We start from the raw sequence: 20,987 nt of genomic DNA, 5'->3' as shown, positions 1-20,987 counted from the left end.
TGGTTTTATTTCGACATTACCTAATGTTGATGTTATGCTGTTCGACATAGATTTTGTCTAATGACGAAAATATGTAAAAAATTCGACATTAATATTTTTTATATGGAATACCTCGACATTAATTATTTCCTCTTTCGTTTTTCAAACTTAAAAGAACTTTTGGCTTCCTCATTCAATACAATGTACGCATCGAATTTTTTACTGGCTTTGCTTTTCATCCCTTTGATCAGCGCGGTTTTCCCGTTTTTAACAAGGCTTGTTATATCAGGGATACTTATTTGGACCCCACATACCTTTCGGAACTGTAGCCAGTTACAAACTTCATCAGGACACTTGACAATTTTGTCACTGATAATGAGTTGTTGGCTTTTACATTTGGGGCATATTAGTTTGGGAAAGTTGTCATTGGCAAAGGGCATTTGCAACAGGTCCTTGGTAATAGACTTTGCATAAGCCTCTAATTCCTTTTGAAAATTCCTACCATCAGCTTCGTTGTTTTCCATTTTCAGTAAGCTCAGTTCCCATTCGGCGGTCATTGCTACATCGGCAATTTTTTGATCCCTGATTAATCCATAGACCTGCAATCCTTTTTCTGTGGGGATCAGCGATTTCTTTTGTTTACGCACATACTGACGTTTGAAAAGTGTTTCTATGATTGCCGCCCGGGTTGCAGGTGTGCCGATTCCAATATGTTGCAGGACTTTCCGTTCTTCTGTATTCCCGATTTGTTTTCCGGCGGTTTCCATTGAGGATAACAGGCCGGCTTCGGTATAGGGTACGGGCGGACTGGTCATCTTTTCCTGTACCGAGGCTTCTTTGATATTGAGCCCATCATCGATTTTCAAGAGGGGAAGTTCCTGTACAATTTCGGTATCGGTATCGGAGAAATTTCCTTTTATGCCCCGCCAGCCGGGGAGCAAAATTTTGCAGCCACTTATTTTAAATTCATTATGGCCCGCCTCTAAAATAATATCCGTTATTTCTTTATGACAAGCTTCGGATACGGATTCCAGTAAGCGAAAGGCTATCAGGTTATACACCGCATTTTCCCTGGAGGATAACGCAGAGGGGATTTTTTCCGTGGTCAAAAGCCCGTGGTGATCGGTTACGCGCAGATCATTTACGATACGTTTATTGAACTGCCCCCATTTCATTTTGGATATGATCTTTTTATAGTTGTCCTTATCCTGTAATGCCCTTACAAGCTTGGGAATTTCCACCCATAGATCTTTGGGAATATATTTACTTCCGGTGCGGGGATAGGTAATGAACTTCTTTTCGTACAGGCTCTGGGCGATATTCAGGGTCTGCTTGGCGGAAAGGTTCAACTTTTTATTGGCTTCCTTTTGTAGTCCTGTAAGGTCAAAGAGCAGGGGCGGTTGTTCCGTGGCATTTTTTGTCTCTACGGATATAACCGTGGCCCTGCCTTTCTTTTCAATTGCCCTCAACGCATTCTCCGCCTGTTTTTTGTCTTCCCATTTAGCTTTGGAAAAGCTTTTAAAGATGATAAATTCCTTCTGGTGCTTTAATTGGAGCTGCCAGTATTTGCGTACCGAAAAATCCTTATTTTCCAAATATCGTTGGCAGATAAGGGCAAGCGTAGGTGTTTGCACTCTTCCTAGTGAAAAGATCCCGTTTCCTGCGGCAATGGAAAGTGCTTGTGTGGCATTGATGCCAACCAGCCAGTCGGCACGGCTCCTGCCTCGTGCGGCCCGGTACAATCCGTCAAAATCGCTTCCCGGTTTTAGGTTATCAAACCCCTGGTTAATGGCTTTTTCGGTCAGGGAACTGATCCAAAGGCGCTCAAAAGGCTTATTGCATTTAAGGTATGCATAGATGTACCGGAATATCAGTTCGCCCTCACGTCCGGCATCCGTAGCCACGATAATAGAATCACTACGATTAAAGAGTTGTCCGATAACTTTTAATTGTTTTACCGCCCCCGGGTCCATAGTGTACTTCTTTCCTTTTTTTAGCTTCCGTACCGTAAGCCGGAAAGGATCGGGCAAAATGGGGAGATTTTCTTTCCTGAATCCCAATAGCCTATAATCTTCCGGCATTGCCAATCCAACCAGGTGTCCATAGGCCCAGGTAACTTGATAGCCACTGCCTTTCAGGTAACCTTCCTTTTTTTCGTGGGCTCCCAATAAACGGGCTATTTCCCAAGCTACGCTTGGCTTCTCTGCAATCACTGTTTTCATAGCATACTGTTTTTAGGGATTACATTTTCCTACCATTGAATTTTGCAGGGGCTTTTGGCGTTTGCCGTTGTTCTTGTGGTTCTTTGCTATCAGGATTCTTTTCTCCCGATTTTAAAGGTTTTTTGATATTCTTGGTCGTCTCGTTGGTTTTACCTTCCGAATTAACAGCTTTCTGTGTTTCATAGGCTTCGGTGGGTTGTGCCTGTTCTTTGATCTTGTTCGGCTTTTTGAACGAAAAGCCTGTTTTGCTCGTTTCTTTGTTGTAGGTGATATACCCCTGGTATTTTTGCCCTTTTTTATCTGTCAAGCCACTTACATAAACCGTTTGACCATCTTTGTACTTTTCATATTGACCATCGGTAAGTTCTTTTCCTCTGAAAGTCTTTGGAACTTCATGGGTTCTGTTCTGCTGATTATCTTGTACCTGTTTCTGCACATTGTTCCTGTCAAAAAGAAATTCTACATAACGTTTGTCCGCATTGAACTGTACCGTTGCATTAAATTGAGTTCCCTTTTTGGAGATCATTCCCTCTAAATGGAGTGACTTACCTTCCTGCAAGGTTTGTTTTTGAGCTTCATTAAGAGCGATACCTTTAATTTCATTGGGGATTTTCATCCACTCTGTGCGTAGGGCAACCAGCTCATTGGTCAACCGGTCCAGACTGATAATGGATGGGATGGTTTCCCCTGTTTTGGGATTGGTCAGGTCCACCACACGACCCATATTTCCTTTCTTTAGCAAATTTTCTTTATCCTCTTTGCTAAACTCGTGGCCGAAGAACGGAAAGTCCAGGTTAGGTTCTTTACGGATACCGTGTATGGCGCCTATTACTTTCCCTTCTTTGTTTTGTTGCAATGAGAGGCGGGCATCCATTCGCAAAACCGCTGTACCCAGATTCACACTGACAGGTACCAGTTGATTTGTTTTATAACCTTTTAAAAGGGGTTCGAGCAAATTCTTCTTTTCGAGGTGTTCTTTGCTCAATCCTAGGTTGGACATGGTTTCCCAATCGATTTGTTCCGGCTGGTAACGGTACCCATTGGTTTCGGCTTGTGTTGTTTTTTGTTTTGTTTTCATAGTTTTGTGATTTTCTTGTTTGATATCTTTTCCCGCTGTTGCCTCATATTGCTGCATTAATTGCGATCCTTCTTTAGTAGGAACCTTTAAATGCTTTTGAATTTTATTAGCGGTTTCTACGGCAAGAGCTTTTGGGACTTTGAAAAAGGAAAAATGGGTAGGGTCCTTCATTTGACTGTAAAAGTTTGAAAAGAAGTTGGAGATGAAGTCCCCGTGTTTATCCACACGCATAAATTGGTTTTGGTTCTTCTTTGTGGGAGCAACAGTTTCCAGTTCGCCCTCTTCACTCATTCCCTTAACAGCCCGAATTTTTTTCTTTTCCTTATCGAGCACCAATAGGATATCCGATAATTGTTCTGGAAACTTATGGTCACTTGAAGTATCTTCACTCATGATGAAAGTTTTAAAGTTTTATGGGAACCAAAGTAAAAGATGTCATTATAGCTTTACACGAATAGGAATTTTCTGGTAGTCTTTGTCATTTGTTGGCTTTTTTCCTAGATGGTGGAGCTGTAAAACTTTCCCTGATGAACTGATGGACGTCCGATAGTTTATAATATAGTTTTCCACTGATGGTGTAATAAGGAAGCTTTCCGGAAGAGCGGTAACGTTGCAGGGAGCGGTTACTTATTTTGAGCATTTGGAGGAGGTCTTGGTTGTCCAGCAATTCTTCCCCGTCAATACTGCTCCGGTGCTTTTGCATATCCTCCATATGGTCATCCAACATATCTAGCCGGCTCATAATGCGTTCCATCCAACTGATAAATTCCATTCTGTCAATATTCATTCCGTTAAGATTTTAGTGTTACTTTCTTTGGTTATCAAACTCTTTCAACCCTGATTTTCATTCTTAGTAATGTTTTGTGTTTGTAAAGGCAAAATTGAAGAAAGGCTATAAATTATCCTTACAAGGAAAGACCAATCCATAACCAAGTAATTTACATTTTTAACAATATTTAACTTTGATACAAATAACTGTAGGTGAGTAGGTTATTTCTTTCTAGGATTTATTAAAATGACAAGGGACAGGTATTGCCAATGGGCACTTTATGGGGAAGGAAAAATTAAAAAAGCAGTTATGCATTTAATGAGAAACATAACTGCTTAAGGAATTAAAAAGTAAAAATAATTGCTCATAGGCCTTTGTCCATATATTGCTCTAGAGATTTTTTAAGATGATTTAAGAATATGGACCTATCCCCGGTGCGGTCCTTCATGCGGTGAAAAGCATGATGGATATCCCCCAACTGAATGTTGAATAATTCCTGAAAAAGGAGGCCTAATTTTTTTAGGCCTATACGTCCATTGGAAATTGAACCAGTAATATGAAGGGCATAGAGTAATTCAATAAGGGCATTTTTTGAATCTGTCCAACGAACTTTTTCGTTTTCAAATGGCAAGACCGTGGAGAACCTATCCGTATGATTGTAGGGTTCTATTTTTGAAAGGAGATAGACATAAAGTAATTCATTGGCAATGATTCGTGCTATTTTGTAATCATAATATGTCGAAAAATGGGTGTCAATCTCAAAGACAAAACTGTTCAGCCCATCATAAAAATTGATATGGCCCAGCCTAAAATAGATTGCATCCTTATCTGTTCGACCGGACCGATAGTATCTATAAAAAAAGGAATTTAAAATATGGACTTTAAATTCTTTTTTCAACTTTCTCATATGGATTGAGTAGTAGGTATTGTATAACTTCCCATTACTTACAGGCCGGGTTGTCTCTATTCGGGAGAGCTTGTTGTAATAAACAAGCTTGCCCAGGATCTGGGGTTTTATTTCCTTGAAAAAATTAATTTCTTCCTGTTCGTCTGAAAATCCCTGCGTTAATATGTGGGTTTTCAGTTCACAAAGTAAATCCTTGATGAAAATTATCATCCGGTACGTTTCATTAATAATGTTGTTACTGCAAAGACTCACATTTTTTTCTTCTGATTGGATGCGCGTCAGTGCATTTTTGTAAATAGAATTTCTCATAATTAAGTTAATTTTTAAGTGAATAATATTTTATATATTCAACTTAAAATTTATTTCTCTAATCAGAGAAATAAATATTTAATCTATATTGATTATGAGGAAACCTTTAATAAAATAATGATGGTATCTATTTTTGGGCATATGAAAATGTTTTTAGAAAAAATAATAGTAACCCAGACATCTCCCAATCAGTTTTTTTGTCTTCCGATTGTATTCTTATCTTGCCACGATAAATTGGATTTTGAACATATTAAAAATGGCTTTCAGACTACATTAGATCCATTTAATATTCGCTGGAGTTACTATTTGAAGGCTACTGGAACTTTTATATAACAGATCTTTTCAATTAATCAAGAGCTTCAATTAAAAGAGCTGGAATTCCTGATGAATAACGATGAAAATTTCCATAATCTTCTAAAAGAAAAAAAACATCTAATTAGTTTAAATCTAAGTTTATAGAAATTGAAAGTGTTGAGAAAGTTAAAGTAAATATGTAACGATTAATATTTATAATGAAAGACCAACAACTATACGCTAAATATGACCTCCTTCTTCCTTCAAAATTTGACGGAGGTTATTTAGTTATTGCACTTTATGAAAAAATCAAAAACCGTGAAATTGAAGAATATTTTACCCAAAGCGAAATCAATGAAATTTTAAAAGATATGGCGGTTGATTTTAACTTGGATTCAGTACGGCAATGGAGTAGTATTAAAGATAAGCTGTTTCATTATTTTCTAAGAAGCCACCCTGATGAACCGTGGAAATATTATTTGACAGATTATGCTAAAAATGTAGTCGATTTGATGATAAGCAAATTGGAAAATCCATACAAAAACCATCCGCTGAAAAAAAGCGTTCAAGATTCATTTACTATAAACCAGGGAGAAATCGAGACTATTGAGGAACTTGAACGGAAATTTGGAAGAATATTTATTCAAGGTTCAAAGAAAATAATTACCGATCATTTAGAAGCACTGGAAGATGAATTGCGGGAGGCTTATATAGAGCTAAATGATATCCTTCGCAAAGAGGACGGACAAAGTGCCACTTCTTTAGTAAGAGAGTTTACAATTGTTTTTAAAAAGTTTGGTGAAAGGGCAGAAGATATTACGGAGGCTATTATTTCTAAAGACAAATTTCTTAATGATCTACTAAATGTGGTAGATCATTTTTATAGAAAAATGGAAGAAGATGGAAAGTTTAAAACAATCAATCTGTGGAAAAGTAAGAGCGATTGGGAAAAAGGACAGGAAATATATAAAGATATCAGAGAGTTTTTCAGTTCCATAGATCAAAAAATAAATATCATTCGCAGACAAATTAACCACGCAAGCGAGAAATTAACTGAATTGCAAGAGCAGTTTTCTGCCAGAGCATTCTTTAGGCTACAAATAAAAAAGCTGCATAGGATAGTTTTAGAAAGTTCGGAATACGCTGTGGAAGGTATCAGGTTTAATAACAATTTTCCATTAAAGCAACTGGTATGTGAGCCTATTCGGATGTTGTATCCGAGATATTACGAGTTGGAGCCACCAAAACCTAATATTATTGTAAATATTGAAACCGATAGCGTATATGAACGTAATGAGAAACAGAAAATAGAGAAAGAAATCAATCATCAGCAAATTATCAATCAATGGGTTGATAAAACTAAAGATATCCTGGAAAGTAAAGGTCAATTGGCTGTGGATGAATTGATGAATAATATTGTAGAGAAAGAAAAAGATTTGTCAATTGCCTATCAGGTAGCATCCCGCATGATAGCCTTTGCTTCAGAAAATAGCAATATATTAATTGATGTAGAACAAAAAATTATTTCCTTACCACAACAAAACCTATCCCTATGGAAAGCGAAAATTATGAAATAAGCGATTATTCTTTTCTGACAGAGGAAAGTGTTGAAAAACATTTTGCAGACATCAATATTTTATTGTTGTCAGGAAAACATATTGACCACAAGTATTATACAGAGTATACCGTATTGGAAAACTATGAAGCACAATGGAGAAATTTTTATAGCAACCTTTATAGGCTTAATCTCGTTACTGATATTTTTGATAGAAGCCGATATTATTATCTCGACTTCACGGAAAACGGCAAAGGAGAATTAGGTAGTGCAAGGCGTAATAAAGAGCTTACGGAATTGCAAACACTGGTGGGGTTAACACTTTTAGATATGTATTATCAAAAGTATTTTGACGAAGAAAAGATAATTTACTGGAATGATATAAAAACACAAATACAGGAAAGTGATCATCAGGAAGAATACAAACGAATATTGTTCAATGATATAAGAGGCTCTTACGATGAGAAAGAGTGGAAAATAGTAGAGAAAAAATTTGGTAAGACGGTAGATAGTTTTGATAAATTAGGCTGGGTAGAAAAGCATTCAGGAAAAAATGAAGAATTGGTTTTTGAAATAAGACCGGCTATTCATCGTTTAGCCCAAATATACCAGCAAGAACTTCAGGATTTTGAATCATTTAGCCGGCAACTTAAAAATGATAAAATAATATGAATTATCCACGGATTTACTCTTTATCTACTGTCGGCATTTTAAAGCACTATATGCACGATTATCTTTTCCATTCCACAAGAACTGATTTTATTGGCTCCAATGGCGTGGGTAAATCCATTATTGCGGATTTGCTTCAAATGATTTTTGTGTATGATAAGAACCTAATCAAATTTGGAACAGATGGCGTAAAAAAAGAAGAAAGACAAATTAATAAACTTCCCTACAAAACGAAATGCGCTTATTGTTTTTTGAACATTGAGATGAATGCCGGTAAGTTTATCACCATTGGGATACAAATAAACAGTCAGAAAGGTAAGCGTATAATCCCTTTTGTTATCACTAAGCAGGCAGATTTAAATCTAAAAATAAATGATTTAACTATTGAAAAAGAAGCACTAATTTTCTGTAGAGACATATTAAAAGAAAATAACTCCAAAGAGAAAGAAATATTGGATATACAGGATTTAGCAATATTCCTTTATGAAAAGCGGAATCTTCGATTAAACTTCTTCAGTAATATTGAAAGTGTTGATACATATTACAAATTTCTTTATGACAAAAACATACTGCCTCTAAAACTCAGTCAGGATAAAAATCTAAAAGCTTTTGCCAAAGTTTTACAGTCCTTTTCTAAAGCCAAAACACTGAATTTAAGTGGTAATCAGGCATCTAGAAATTTAAAAGAATTCCTTTTTGAAGAATCTGATGAAGACATTCTCACTAACTTTCAGAAAGAGCAATCTGAACTTGAAAAGATATTGAGAGAATATGAAAGTTTGAGCCAAGACATTAAAAGCCTATCTAGCAAGCAAAAAAGGTTAACAAGCTTGCAAGGCTTGGAACAGTCCTATAAAGCAAAATTTAAATTGTTTAAAGAAGCTGAATTGCAAAAAATGCATATAGCACTAAAAAAACTACAGAAAAAGGAAACGGAAGGAAAGAAACAGATAGTAACCCAAAAGGGCGAACTTGATAAACTTAAAATAGCTATCGAGAATCTGCCAAAGGAAGAAAAAGCGATAAATCAAAGCTATGATAAAGCAGATGCAAACTTTAATATGTTCAACCGTTATGAAGACATAGTCAAAAACATAGAAAAGTTGAGTGATGATATTAATGAGCTTAAAAAATTCATAATTCCTGAAGTAGATGAGAGTTGGATAGATAAGGTACAAAAAGTTGATATTTCAAATAGAAATAATCAGGACATAAAAGGAGCCATCGCCTTTGCAAAACCTTATTTGGAAAAGTATAAAACATTAGAAAATATTGTCCAAATCAGAAAAGAGCAATCGGATATTTTGGATGAATTAAAATTATCCTTAAAAAAGAAAAAGGCAACTAAAGAAAAGATGTTATCATTAATACAGGACAATAATGGAAATGGTCTTTTACATTGGTATATTAAAAATTTGCCAGCGTTAGAAGATGAACAATTACAAGCTATTTTGTTTTACGCTACCAAACCTATCATTGAAACATTAAATCCTAGGGATTCCTCTCAATATATCAATCCTGATGAGCTGATCAATGATTTTAAAATGACTAAATCTAAAGGAGGGATTTGGCTAAAATTGGGCGCGCTAAACCAGTTTATCAAATTTAACCCTGATGCAAAATTATTGGAGGATAGAGCAGATTTGAAACAATCTTTAAAAAAGTTAGTTGAAAAAAAGAACAAAGAAATCAGTTCTTTAAATAGGAAGATTGAAGCATTGAAGAATATCACAGATGCAAAGCCTTATGATACTAACCTTTTTAACTATTCCTTTGATATATCTATTGTTGAGAACAGCAATATCGAAAAACTAAAAAATGCCGTAGCTACTATCTTACAGGTTGAAGAGAAGATTAATCAATTAAAAGCACAAAAAGATAGAGATGAGGAAGAACTATTAAAAATTAGAAATCAGTTTAATGTTGAATATGATGATCCAGAAGTTATAAGAAAAGAGTTGCTGAAGGTTCGTAAAGAATGGAGTAATAAGAAAGATATGTTTTATGAACAAAAAGGAACTAAACAAACCAGGTATGACTCTCTTGAAAACAAAATAATACGTGATGGACAGGATTTGGAAATAATCATTAATGATCGGTATAAGAAGCAAAAAGAATTTAATAAGCTCAATGATTCGTACTATGAGTATTTTCAGGAAAATATAGCAGATCTTACTTTAATATCTGAGAATCTTGAAGAGTTGGAAAGTAACTACGATGAATTATGGGAAGAATATAAAACTGCATTTATTGGTATTTCCAATTCATTTGAAGAAACTGCGAATGAAAAGAATTCAGCAGTGCAATTGGCGATTAAAGACCAGAGTTTTTCATTCAGGGTTTTAGAAGAAGCATTATTGGGTAATAAAATTAAATCTACGGATGATATTGGTACCGCTTTACAGGAAGCGAATCAAACACGTACGACTATAGCTGATGGAATTAGGGACAATATGATTAAAATATTTAGTAAAACTACTGAACGATATGATAAATATAATAATCAAGTAAAAAGAATCAACGCATTCTTTGTTGATCGAAAAATTAGTGGGAAGTTTTATTTTAAACTTGAATTTGATGGTAATAAAGAAATAAAGATTGATTATATCAAGCAGATTGCATATGAAGTACGTAATACAGCTACAAAAGGGGAATTGCAGTTTGGGGAATCTATAGTAGATTTCATTGAAGATTTCTTTAGAAAACAAGCGAAAATTAAAAACAAGGTTCCTATTGATAAATTGTTAAATCCTAAAACATATTTTGAACTGTCAGCTAAACTCACGGATCAATATGGTAAAGAGGTTCCCGGTAGTACGGGAGAAACTTACTCTGCTATTGCATTGTTAGGTATCGCTAGGCTTTCTGCCGTACAAAAAGAAAAACGTAATGGATTAAGATTTATTATTTTGGAGGAATTGGGAAGTCTCGACAATACTAACTTTAACACATTTCCTGCCATTGCCGAAGAGTTCCAGTACCAAATTATAACAATGGCTCCTCATACTTTCAATATCGGGTTGTCTGATGAATGGTATGCCCATCATTTGATTAAAGGCAAAGAGGATGATAATATCAATTATTGCCCTTCTGCTTCTTATTTTAAAACAAAGGAGAGCAATAAAGACCTGAACATCTATATAAATAGAAATACAAAATGAATTGGATTGAGTTAAGGGCATTAAATTGTTTATATATAAATAAAAAAGTAAAACTGAATAATACTTTAGTAAAGAGTGGTGAAATCAACTACCTAATTAACTCACTTAGGGTACTTGATAAGTCACATAAAACAATCTTTACTTTAGACGGATATTCTGAAATATATGAAAATGATTATCTAGATAATTATAACGGTTATGAAGCCTTTTTATCAGATCATGGCCTATTAAAACCTCAACTTCGTTTTGAAGAGAGTGATATTAAAAAACTTATGGGCCTAAAAAGGGATATGGACACAGGAAATCTAGAGCCTCTCCGACAACAAATAATTAAAAATGAAGCAACTGTGCGGGTCGTATCTCTTATGTTTTTTAAAAATGAGAAATATCTATTAGGAAAGAATGCTTTAATTGATGCTATAAAAACACTCTTACAAATTGAAAAATTAGCTGATGATAAAGATCAGCAGTATAAGTACGTGCTTGAGTGTAAGACTCCAAAATGCATTATTCTTTGTGAAAATATTGATTTTTTGAAGCGTCCAACTATATTCAGATCTAATAATATTGAATTGTGGTACGCAGGAGGGAAGAATGTGAATAAATTAGACTATGTGGATACAAGAGGGTTATCTGTATATTATTCCTGCGACTGGGATTATGATGGGCTGTTTATTATTTACCCGTTAGTAAAACAAAAAATCCCTTCAATTAAACTGCTTACTCCAAACGGTATAGCAAAAGGAATTGAGGAGACAGAGCATAACAGTAAATGGACGATTAAAGATAGAAATATAAACGGTTTATTGACCCGACACCAACAAGGTATACTAAAGAAATTAATTGAAAGAGATCAATGGATTATTGAAGAGTCCAACGATCTCTTAAAAATTTTAAACTGATAGGATTTAGCCTTGAGATAGTCCTGAATAAGCTTTGAAAAAGTTCGAACCAAAACCTTAGGTTTAATTAGGAATTTTGTTAATCATTGTCTTGATTCTGGTAATTGGTTATTAAAGAGTTTTTTATAGACTATTTTCATCTACTAATTTTTTTAAATCTTCTAAAAAATGATTTGGAAATTGTATTGTGAGGGTCACTAGATAAATCCGCAAACACTGATTATATTGTGTTTTGCGGATTTCTTGTTTGAGATTGCACCTTTTATTCTTTGGCCTGTTATTAATTTCAAAGTTTCGGTTCACGCTTTTTGTTACTCCAATTTATAATTGATCGATTTAAGAGTATTTCTTGAAAAAGTAATTTTTCAATCTTGAAACAGAACCCACAAAATACTTACTTTTGAAACTTTATGAGGAACGACAACTACTTAATATTTGAAAATAATTATCAAATAATGAAAATAAAGCACCTAATCAACTTCGTAATAGTATTGTTTTGTTTCAACGCAACTTACGCCCAGGAAAAGATGCCGGAATCCACTAATATTTTTCAGCTTAACGGGACTACTGTTTACGGCCAATCTATAGACAAACAAACTCGTTGTATACATTGGCATTCAGCCCTGGATGTAATCGCTATTAAATTTAAGTGTTGCGATAGATACTATCCGTGCTTTTCATGTCACGAAGAAGCGGCTGACCACGACCACGAGGTATGGCCTAAAACTGATTTTGCCGAAAAAGCCATTTTATGTGGCGTTTGTGGCCACGAACTTAGTATCGAAGATTATATGGAATCTGACAATACCTGCCCAAATTGTAAAGCTAGTTTTAACCCGGGCTGCAGTAATCATTATCATTTGTATTTTGAAACTGACGATGCTTAATTAATATTCTTTAAGATGTTTAATTATTACCTGACCAGGTTTGTGGATGTTTTGCCGAATATCGGTTACTTATATAACTTTCCTATCATTTAACTGCAAAAGTTGAAAATGTGAAGATCTAGAATTCAGTGATTTACTATAATAGCTTAGCTGTAGCAAGGAAAATGGGCTACTAACTAACTCCTCTTGGGGAAGGAAAATAAAACATAAAAAACAATAGAACAGAAAGTTCTAAGCTTAACCTATTTTTATTTTAGATTCAGAAGAGACAAACTTCAAATTTTTATAGTATACCAGTTGATTAATTTGATTTGACAAACAATTTTTTCATAGGGAAATTTATAATTTCCCTTTCATAATTTCTGAGAATATCTCGAAAGATCTCAACCTGTCCTGGTGATCATAAATATGAGAAACAGCCATAATTTCGTTCACACCTGTTTCTTTAAGAAATGTTTCAGTCTTCTCTTTTACAAGCTCAGGAGACCCGATAAAAGCATATTTTAGCATACGCTGAAATCCAGGGTGGGCAAGAATTTCTCTATGTTCATTCGTAAATTCTTCTGGCGGTTGCATATAATCTATATTCCCGCTCATCACGCCGAGCATCATTTTTATGAGCGAAGTTGATATTTTTTCTGCCTTTGCTGTGGTATCGGCTGCGATTATATTTACTCCTGCAATGGTATAGGGTTTTTCTAAAAATTTAGAACGTTTAAAATTGTTATGATAAATACTCAATGCCTGATGTAACTGAGCCGGTGCAAAGTGGCTTGCAAAAACATAAGGTAAGCCCTGCTCAGCTGCAAGATGTGCACTATCAGTACTGGAGCCAAGTATATAAATAGGAACATTCACTCCTTCGGCTACAGCAGCTCGTACTTTTTCCTGAGTATTCTCTAATGAAAAATATTGTTGAATTTCTTTTATTTCCTCCGGAAATTTGAAAACCGATTTCATTCGGTCTGACCGAATTGCCTGCGCAGTTACCTGATCGGTACCCGGTGCTCTTCCTAACCCCAGATCTATTCTATTAGGGTAAAGTGTTCCTAAAGTTCCAAATTGTTCAGCAACGATTAAGGGAGAATGATTTGGTAGCATAATGCCCCCAGATCCTACTTTAATTTTTCTGGTGCCTTCAGCAATATGCCCAATTAAAACCGACGTGGCAGAACTGGCTATACTCACCATATTATGATGTTCAGCCAGCCAGAAACGGCTATATCCCATTTCTTCTGCTTTTTGTGCAAGATCTAAACTGCGATCAAAAGTTTCTTTAACACTAGAATTCTTAGCTACTGTCGCTAATTCAAGAATTGAATAGGGGATATTACTTAATTTTGAAACCATGTTGCTTCGTATTTGATGTTTAAAAGTAGGCGAATGCAGAGTAGAATCCTTACAGAAAATCGGTTTAAAATCCTGAACTATCTATAGTTTACAAAATAATATTAATAGAAAGTTAATAGGAATTTTACTTTTTACTCGTAAGCCTTTAATACGAAAAGGTTTTCGTATGTTTTTTTATTAAGTTAAAAAGAATTAATTTAGATATATTAACAAACTCGAGTTAAACTCCGCATAAAAAATTTTCGCCCGACAACTTTACACATAATTTAGCCTTAGAAATATAATAAAACCTAACACCTATGGCATCTTATCTAAATACTTTAAGTACGAACGAAATCAGGGTTTCCCTCAGACAATTAGTAAAACAATATGTTGAAGAATGCGAAACCTGCCAGGCGCTGCCTGAGGAATTTATTAGCCTTATAAAGCACAACTTCCTTGCGAAGTATGTTTATTACAACAAGGCGAAAAGACAAATAGAGATAGGCATTGATGAGTCTGAATCTCCAGAGACCTATCCTGAAATTAAAGTTTATAAAATACCGGTTGATAAGGCTTCAAAATGGTTAGATAAATCATTCAAAAGTCAGCAAAATGACCTAGAATTTTACGGAAAGTTATTGAATAGGAATGAAATTTTTAATTCCTCTGATGTTGTTTTAATGAGTAGATAATACTTATTATTAAAACCTTGCAAAGCGATTTTTTAATTAAAATCGCTTTTTTTATTTTTTAATAGATGAACATAGAGATATCGAGAATTTACGAGAATAAAGAAGTTTCAGATAATATAAGGATTTTAGTAGATAGGCTATGGCCACGCGGAATTTCTAAAGAAGAGGCACATTTAGATTACTGGCATAAACAATGGGCGCCAGGGGAAGATTTACGAAAAAAATTTCATCAGGACAACATATCCTGGGAGCTATTTCGCGATGAATATAGAAAGGAATTGAATGATAAACAGGATCAGATTCTTAACGATCTTGAGGAATTAGATAAGCGAAAAAGTCTAATTCTTCTTTATGGTTCAAAAAATAAAACTCAAAACCACGCAGTACTCCTCAAAGAATTTTTAGAAGCTCTTTAAACTAAGTTTTTTTGGTATCTAAATTTTTCATAATCATTTCAGCATGAACCCTTGAATTTTCTATAAACCATTTATGGGTCTCTACCCCGCCGCAAATTACTCCGGCAAGATAAATTCCCTTTATATTAGTTTCCATGGTTTTTTCATCATATTGCGGGATTTTCCGTCCGTCATCAGAGAGATCAATTCCCATTTTTTTTAGAAACTCAAAATTTGGGCGATAGCCTGTTAGCATTAGTACGAAGTCATTTTCCAGTATTTTATCCCCTTCAGGAGTTTCAATAATAACTTCCTTCTCTTTAATTTCCTTCAAATTAGCATTGAAATATGCTTTAATGCTGCCTTCCTTAATTCGGTTATCAATATCTGGGCGAACCCAGTATTTAACCCTGCGGCCAATTTCTTCTTTTCTAACGATCATGGTCACCTCGCCACCTTTTCGGTAAATTTCTAAAGCAGCATCTACAGCTGAATTACTTGCGCCCACTACAATGGTTTTTAGAGTTGCATAGTAATGAGGGTCGCCGTAGTAATGTGCCACCTTGGGTAAATCTTCACCTGGTATCTCTAAATAGTTTGGGATATCATAGAAACCGGTAGCAACCACAACATTTTTAGTGGAGTATTCGTTTTTTATGGTTTTAACTATATGTAAGTCTTCATGAGTTTGAACCTCGGTAACCTTTTCAAACAAATTAATATTAATTTTATTTGAAGTAGCTATCCTGCGGTAATATTCTAAAGCTTCGGCTTTTCTGGGCTTCGGGTTATTACTTATAAAGGGAATGTTATTCAACTCCAATTTTTCTGAAGTAGAAAAGAAAGTCATGTTTGTAGGGTAGTGGTATAAAGAATTGACCAAACATCCTTTTTCTAAAATAAGATATGAAAGGTCCTTCTTTTGGGCTTCTAGAGCGCAGGCAATTCCAATAGGGCCGCCACCAATAATTATAACATCGTAAGTATTTTTAGGAGTTTGCAAGTTGTCTCAAGTCTTTAATGGTTTCAAGTTGGTCGTTCGCTTTAAAAACGTAGCTCCCGGCCACCAAAACATCGGCACCGGCTTTTATAAGCTGAGAAGCATTTTCGTTAGTTACCCCTCCATCAATTTCAATTAAAGTAGTAGCATTATGGGTAACAATAAGTTCTTTTAAGCGCTGGACTTTATGATAGGTGTTTTCTATAAAGCTTTGTCCGCCGAAACCGGGATTTACACTCATTATACAAACTATGTCGATATCATTGATGACATCTTTCAATAAATCTACACTAGTATGGGGATTTATTGCTACACCGGCTTTCATTCCTTCAGCTTTAATCGCCTGAAGTGTTCTATGCAAGTGTGTGCAAGCTTCGTAATGCACGGTAAGATTATCGGCTCCCAGTCTGGCAAACTCTTTAATGTACCTATCTGGATCTACGATCATAAGGTGAACATCAATAGTTTTTTCAGCGTGTTTGGTAATAGCTTGAAGTACCGGCATTCCATAAGAGATATTTGGAACAAAGACACCGTCCATAATATCAATATGAAACCAATCGGCTTCGCTTTGGTTTACCATTTCAACATCACGCTGAAGATTTCCAAAATCTGCAGCAAGAATAGATGGAGCAATAAGTTTTGTTGTCATAGTTGTTGTGCTATTGAAAGTGTGCACGCAAAAATAACAAGATTATACTTATTTGATGCCTTCTGTAAATTTATTTAAAATGTACTTTACAGAGCTTTGAATAGCAGGATTAAGCAGACTCACCTGGTTGGTATAGGTGTTGATGTTTTTTGGCTGAAAACGATCGTCAAGCGAAATAAAATCGGCTTCGTAACCATCAAACTGGATATCAGGAATCTGTTTCTGGAAGATAGTAATAATATTATGATGCCTTTCATCGGCTTTAATTCTCTCAAAAAGATCTTTTAATAATTTTTCTTCGCCTTCTAAAACCTGGAAAAAATTCCCCTGGGAATATAAAAGTACTCCGGTCACGTGGTTATCGTTATTCCATTTTTTACTAAAGTCTAAAGCTTCCTGGATCTCAGTTTCCGAAAGTGCCGGGTTTACGGTACTAACATAACTTATGGCGTATCGCATATTATATTTTGATGTTGATCGTGCAAAAATAATAAATTTTAATAACTGTTTAAGTTAAGTTTAAAAATAATAGGCATAGCATCAAAGAACTTAAACAAAAAAACCCCGGTTCATCACGCCGGGGTCATTCATCAATCAAAAAACGAACAGTTATGTTAGCCGGCCGTCGCCGGCATTAACTGTTGTCATCTTAAATATCTTATCCTAAATACGTTTTTAGGATTTTGCTTCTAGAAGTATGTTTCAATCTTCTAATCGCTTTTTCTTTAATCTGTCTAACTCTTTCTCTTGTTAGATCAAAAGTTTCACCAATTTCTTCAAGTGTCATTGGGTGCTGGTCTCCAAGACCAAAATACAAACGAATAACATCTGCTTCACGCGGAGTTAAGGTTTCTAAAGCACGCTCAATCTCGGTTCTTAGAGATTCGTGTAAAAGTTCTTTATCAGGATTTGGAGATTCCCCGGAACGTAATACATCGTAAAGGTTAGAATCTTCACCTTCTACCAAAGGAGCATCCATAGAGACGTGACGGCCAGAATTCTTCATAGATTCCTTCACATCATTAATCGTCATGTCCAGCTCTTTCGCAATTTCTTCAGCACTTGGAGGGCGCTCATGAGATTGTTCTAAGAAAGCAAAAGTTTTGTTGATCTTGTTAATAGATCCAATTTTATTCAATGGTAAACGAACAATACGCGACTGCTCAGCCAGTGCCTGAAGAATAGACTGGCGAATCCACCATACAGCATAGGAGATAAATTTAAAACCACGCGTTTCATCAAAACGTTTCGCAGCTTTAATTAATCCTAAATTTCCTTCATTAATAAGGTCGGGTAGGGTTAACCCCTGATTTTGATATTGTTTTGCTACCGACACCACAAAACGTAAATTCGCTTTAGTTAATTTTTCTAAAGCGCGGTCATCACCCGCTTTAATTCGTTGTGCTAATTCTACCTCTTCATCGGCAGTAATTAGATCAACTTTACCAATTTCTTGCAAATACTTGTCTAACGAAGCAGTCTCACGGTTTGTTACCTGCTTCGTAATCTTAAGTTGTCTCATCTATCGTCTCCTTGGATTTTAATTATGAATAGCTCTTGTACTAGTTTATACGCAAGGAGTAGTCGAAATGTTACAAAAAATCTTAATTAATTTTATTTGGGCGTTACCCTGCGGGTCGGGTTTTACGCTGCAAGTCCTCGCTCGTTCCACTCGCTGTGGGCTTTACGCTATAATTCCTAACGCAGAAAAAAATAAAAATATCATCTTTTCGTCATCCTTTTGCGAAGCTTCGGTATGGTTTCAGAGCTTGCTCCGAAATTTATTCGGATATCTAACTTAATATCATGCTAGAAGCTGAAACAAGTTCAGCTTGACGATTAAAAAGACTCCTAACAAACTGCATAAAAAAATCCCCGAAAAATTAATTTTTCGGGGATTTAGATTTATAAAGCTTAAGACTAATTAATCGTTGTCTTTACGATCTCTGTTGTCTCTACCTCTTCGATCATCACGGCCACGATTGTCTCGAGAACCGCGGTTGTCACGACCTCTGTCGTTACGATCGTTGTCTCTTGGTGGTCTTGCCTGGTAACCTTCAGGTTTTTCAAGCAAAGCTTTTCTTGAAACTTTCTCCTTACGGGTTTTAGGGTCTACACCAAAGTATTTTACATCTATTACATCACCAAGGTTTACAATATCGGTTACGTTATCTGTGCGTTCCCACGCCAGTTCAGATATGTGAAGTAAAACCTCATTGCCGGGAGCATCAAGATATTCTACTACGGCACCAAAGTCAAGAACTTTGATAACCTTTACTTCGTAAACACTTCCTTTTTCTGGCTTAAAAGTTACCGAGTCTATTTTAGCAAGAACTTTATCAATTCCTTCCTGACTAGTTCCAAGGATTTCAATAATACCTTCTTCGGTTACGGGATCTTCGTTAATTACGATCTCAGTTCCTGTAGTTTTTTGAAGTTCCTGAATCACTTTTCCTCCAGGTCCAATCATTGCACCAATAAATTCGTTAGGAATTCTTCTGGTGATGATTTTTGGAGCGTGAGCTTTTACATTTTCGTTTGGCTCAGCAATAGTATCAGTCAGTTTTTCTAGAATATGAAGTCTACCTGCACGAGCTTGTTTTAGTGCTTTTACTAAAATCTCGTAAGGAAGTCCTTTTACTTTAATATCCATTTGGCAAGCGGTAATCCCGTCAGCCGTTCCGGTTACTTTAAAGTCCATATCACCAAGGTGATCTTCATCTCCAAGAATGTCTGAAAGTACAGCGTGACGCTCACCATCAGAAATTAATCCCATTGCGATACCAGAAACTGGTTTCTTCATTTTAACCCCGGCATCCATCATTGCCATAGTTCCGGCGCAAACCGTTGCCATAGAAGATGATCCGTTAGATTCCAATACTTCAGAAACGATTCTTACAGTGTAAGGATTATTTTCAGGAATCATTCCTTTTAATGCACGTTGTGCAAGATTTCCGTGTCCAATTTCACGTCTTGAAGTTCCTCTAATCGGGTAAGCTTCTCCGGTACAAAATGGAGGAAAGTTATAATGTAAATAGAAAGTTTCTTCCCCCTGGTGAGTTGGCATATCTATGGTGTTTGCTTCTCTGGAAGTACCCAAAGTTACCGTTGCCAAAGCCTGAGTTTCCCCACGAGTAAAGATAGCCGAACCGTGTACCGATGGTAAATAATCGGTTTCACACCAGATAGGTCTAATCTCGTCGGTTTTTCTACCATCAAGACGAATACCTTCAGCAAGAGTAAGTTCTCTTACCGCTTCTTTTTCAGTTTTGCTATAATATTTTTTGATCAGCTTTTCATTTTCTTCCAATTCCTCTTCAGAAAATAAAGCTAAAACTTCATCTTTCACTGCAGAAAAAGCTTCGCTACGTTCTTTTTTACCGTGACCACCTTTAGCGATCTCGTAAATTTTATCGTAAGCCGCATCGCGAACTTTTTTCTCTATATCTTCTTTCTCTTCAGCAGTGGCATATTCCCTAACCGGTTTTTTACCAAAAGCTTCAGCTAAACGCAATTGAGCGTCTATTTGTTTTTTAATGTGTTCGTGAGCGAATTGAATAGCCTCGGCCATCTCTTCTTCTGAAATTTCTTTCATCTCACCTTCAACCATCATTACAGAATCTGAAGAAGCACCAATAATCATATCGATGTCTGATTCTTGTAACTGGCTACGGCTTGGGTTAATTACAAATTCACCATCTATCCTGGCTACACGAGCTTCAGAAATAGCGGTTTCAAAAGGAATGTCTGAAAGTTGGATAGCGGCAGAAGCAGCAAGTCCTGCCAAAGCATCTGGCATAACTTCTTCATCATGTGACATCAACTGGATCATCACCTGAGTCTCAGTTCTGTAATCTGATGGGAAAAGTGGACGCAATACGCGGTCTACAATTCTCATTGTTAAAACTTCACCGTCACTTGGTCTTGCTTCTCTTTTAAAGAAACCGCCCGGGTAACGACCTGCGGCAGCAAATTTTTCCCTGTAATCTACAGTTAATGGAAAGAAATCCATAGTACTTTCTTTGTAAGAAGATACTACAGTACAAAGCAACATGGCGTTGCCCATTTGAACAACAACCGACCCGTGGGCCTGTTTTGCTAATTTTCCGGTTTCGATTGAGATTTCTCTTCCATCTCCTAAATCGATAACCTCTTTAAATGTTTGTGGAATCATAATTTTGAAT

General features: G+C 35.8%; 17 protein-coding genes. 7 read left to right on the top strand and 10 right to left on the bottom strand.

All coding sequences use genetic code 11. The annotated features are described in order from the left end of the window. Positions 1-122 precede the first annotated feature (122 nt). The 4 genes from FG27_RS04190 to FG27_RS04175 all read right to left on the bottom strand — a co-directional run bounded on the left by FG27_RS04190 (position 123) and on the right by FG27_RS04175 (position 5,264). Entirely contained in the window at positions 123-2,201 is a 2,079-nt protein-coding gene (locus FG27_RS04190) for a type IA DNA topoisomerase (protein ID WP_037315920.1), read from the bottom strand. A 19-nt stretch (positions 2,202-2,220) separates the two neighbouring features. Then, entirely contained in the window at positions 2,221-3,672 is a 1,452-nt protein-coding gene (locus tag FG27_RS04185; RefSeq protein WP_037315917.1) for a DUF3945 domain-containing protein, read from the bottom strand. Between the two features lie 85 nt (positions 3,673-3,757). Then, positions 3,758-4,066 carry a helix-turn-helix domain-containing protein gene (locus tag FG27_RS04180; RefSeq protein ID WP_037315914.1) on the bottom strand — a complete coding sequence of 103 codons (309 nt, stop codon included), beginning with the start codon at positions 4,064-4,066 and terminating at the stop codon, positions 3,758-3,760. Positions 4,067-4,412: 346 nt separating this feature from the next. Continuing rightward, positions 4,413-5,264 carry an RteC domain-containing protein gene (locus FG27_RS04175; RefSeq protein ID WP_037315912.1) on the bottom strand — a complete coding sequence of 284 codons (852 nt, stop codon included), beginning with the start codon at positions 5,262-5,264 and terminating at the stop codon, positions 4,413-4,415. 512 nt (positions 5,265-5,776) lie between these two features. Between FG27_RS04175 and FG27_RS04165 the strand changes: the two genes are divergently transcribed. From FG27_RS04165 to FG27_RS04145, 5 genes are all read left to right on the top strand, one after another. After that, positions 5,777-7,135, top strand: a complete 1,359-nt coding sequence (locus FG27_RS04165; protein WP_037315906.1) for a hypothetical protein — start codon at positions 5,777-5,779, stop codon at positions 7,133-7,135. Next, on the top strand, positions 7,111-7,785 hold the full coding sequence (locus tag FG27_RS04160) for a hypothetical protein (protein WP_037315903.1): 675 nt from the start codon (positions 7,111-7,113) through the stop codon (positions 7,783-7,785). The genes FG27_RS04165 and FG27_RS04160 overlap by 25 nt, the downstream gene beginning before the upstream one ends. After that, complete coding sequence (locus FG27_RS18620; protein ID WP_156101201.1) at positions 7,782-10,943, top strand: hypothetical protein; 3,162 nt, start codon at positions 7,782-7,784, stop codon at positions 10,941-10,943. The genes FG27_RS04160 and FG27_RS18620 overlap by 4 nt, the downstream gene beginning before the upstream one ends. Next, on the top strand, positions 10,940-11,845 hold the full coding sequence (locus FG27_RS04150; RefSeq protein ID WP_037315900.1) for a hypothetical protein: 906 nt from the start codon (positions 10,940-10,942) through the stop codon (positions 11,843-11,845). The genes FG27_RS18620 and FG27_RS04150 overlap by 4 nt, the downstream gene beginning before the upstream one ends. Before the next feature lie 455 nt (positions 11,846-12,300). Continuing rightward, a complete protein-coding gene (locus FG27_RS04145; RefSeq protein ID WP_081912650.1) occupies positions 12,301-12,732 on the top strand; it encodes a CHY zinc finger protein in 432 nt (143 codons plus the stop codon). Between the two features lie 339 nt (positions 12,733-13,071). Here FG27_RS04145 and FG27_RS04140 read toward each other — a convergent pair whose 3' ends face one another. Then, the gene (locus FG27_RS04140) at positions 13,072-14,082 is read right to left on the bottom strand and encodes an LLM class flavin-dependent oxidoreductase (RefSeq protein WP_037315897.1); all 1,011 of its coding nucleotides are present in this window, start codon (positions 14,080-14,082) and stop codon (positions 13,072-13,074) included. A 299-nt stretch (positions 14,083-14,381) separates the two neighbouring features. Here FG27_RS04140 and FG27_RS04135 point away from each other — a divergent pair, with 299 nt between their 5' ends. Both FG27_RS04135 and FG27_RS04130 read left to right on the top strand, forming a co-directional pair. Then, the gene (locus FG27_RS04135) at positions 14,382-14,756 is read left to right on the top strand and encodes a hypothetical protein (RefSeq protein WP_037315894.1); all 375 of its coding nucleotides are present in this window, start codon (positions 14,382-14,384) and stop codon (positions 14,754-14,756) included. A 65-nt stretch (positions 14,757-14,821) separates the two neighbouring features. Next, positions 14,822-15,172 (top strand): DUF488 domain-containing protein, encoded by a 351-nt coding sequence (locus tag FG27_RS04130; protein ID WP_037315893.1) that lies wholly within the window; start codon positions 14,822-14,824, stop codon positions 15,170-15,172. Position 15,173: 1 nt separating this feature from the next. Here FG27_RS04130 and FG27_RS04125 read toward each other — a convergent pair whose 3' ends face one another. From FG27_RS04125 to FG27_RS04105, 5 genes are all read right to left on the bottom strand, one after another. Continuing rightward, positions 15,174-16,154 carry a YpdA family putative bacillithiol disulfide reductase gene (locus FG27_RS04125; RefSeq protein WP_037315890.1) on the bottom strand — a complete coding sequence of 327 codons (981 nt, stop codon included), beginning with the start codon at positions 16,152-16,154 and terminating at the stop codon, positions 15,174-15,176. After that, positions 16,141-16,803: a ribulose-phosphate 3-epimerase gene (rpe, locus tag FG27_RS04120; RefSeq protein ID WP_037315887.1), complete on the bottom strand. Its 663-nt coding sequence runs from the start codon at positions 16,801-16,803 to the stop codon at positions 16,141-16,143. The genes FG27_RS04125 and rpe overlap by 14 nt, the downstream gene beginning before the upstream one ends. 48 nt (positions 16,804-16,851) lie before the next feature. Beyond that, positions 16,852-17,262, bottom strand: coding sequence for a BLUF domain-containing protein (locus FG27_RS04115; RefSeq protein WP_037315884.1), 411 nt, complete (start codon positions 17,260-17,262; stop codon positions 16,852-16,854). A 199-nt stretch (positions 17,263-17,461) separates the two neighbouring features. Continuing rightward, a complete protein-coding gene (locus tag FG27_RS04110) occupies positions 17,462-18,325 on the bottom strand; it encodes an RNA polymerase sigma factor RpoD/SigA (protein ID WP_011708302.1) in 864 nt (287 codons plus the stop codon). Positions 18,326-18,727: 402 nt separating this feature from the next. Then, positions 18,728-20,977: a polyribonucleotide nucleotidyltransferase gene (locus FG27_RS04105; protein WP_037315878.1), complete on the bottom strand. Its 2,250-nt coding sequence runs from the start codon at positions 20,975-20,977 to the stop codon at positions 18,728-18,730. Positions 20,978-20,987 lie beyond the last annotated feature (10 nt).

The sequence above is a fragment of the Salegentibacter sp. Hel_I_6 genome (genome assembly GCF_000745315.1).
Lineage (GTDB): Bacteria > Bacteroidota > Bacteroidia > Flavobacteriales > Flavobacteriaceae > Salegentibacter.
Note: the sequence above shows the minus strand (reverse complement) of the source record. Positions and strands in the feature narration are given on the sequence as shown.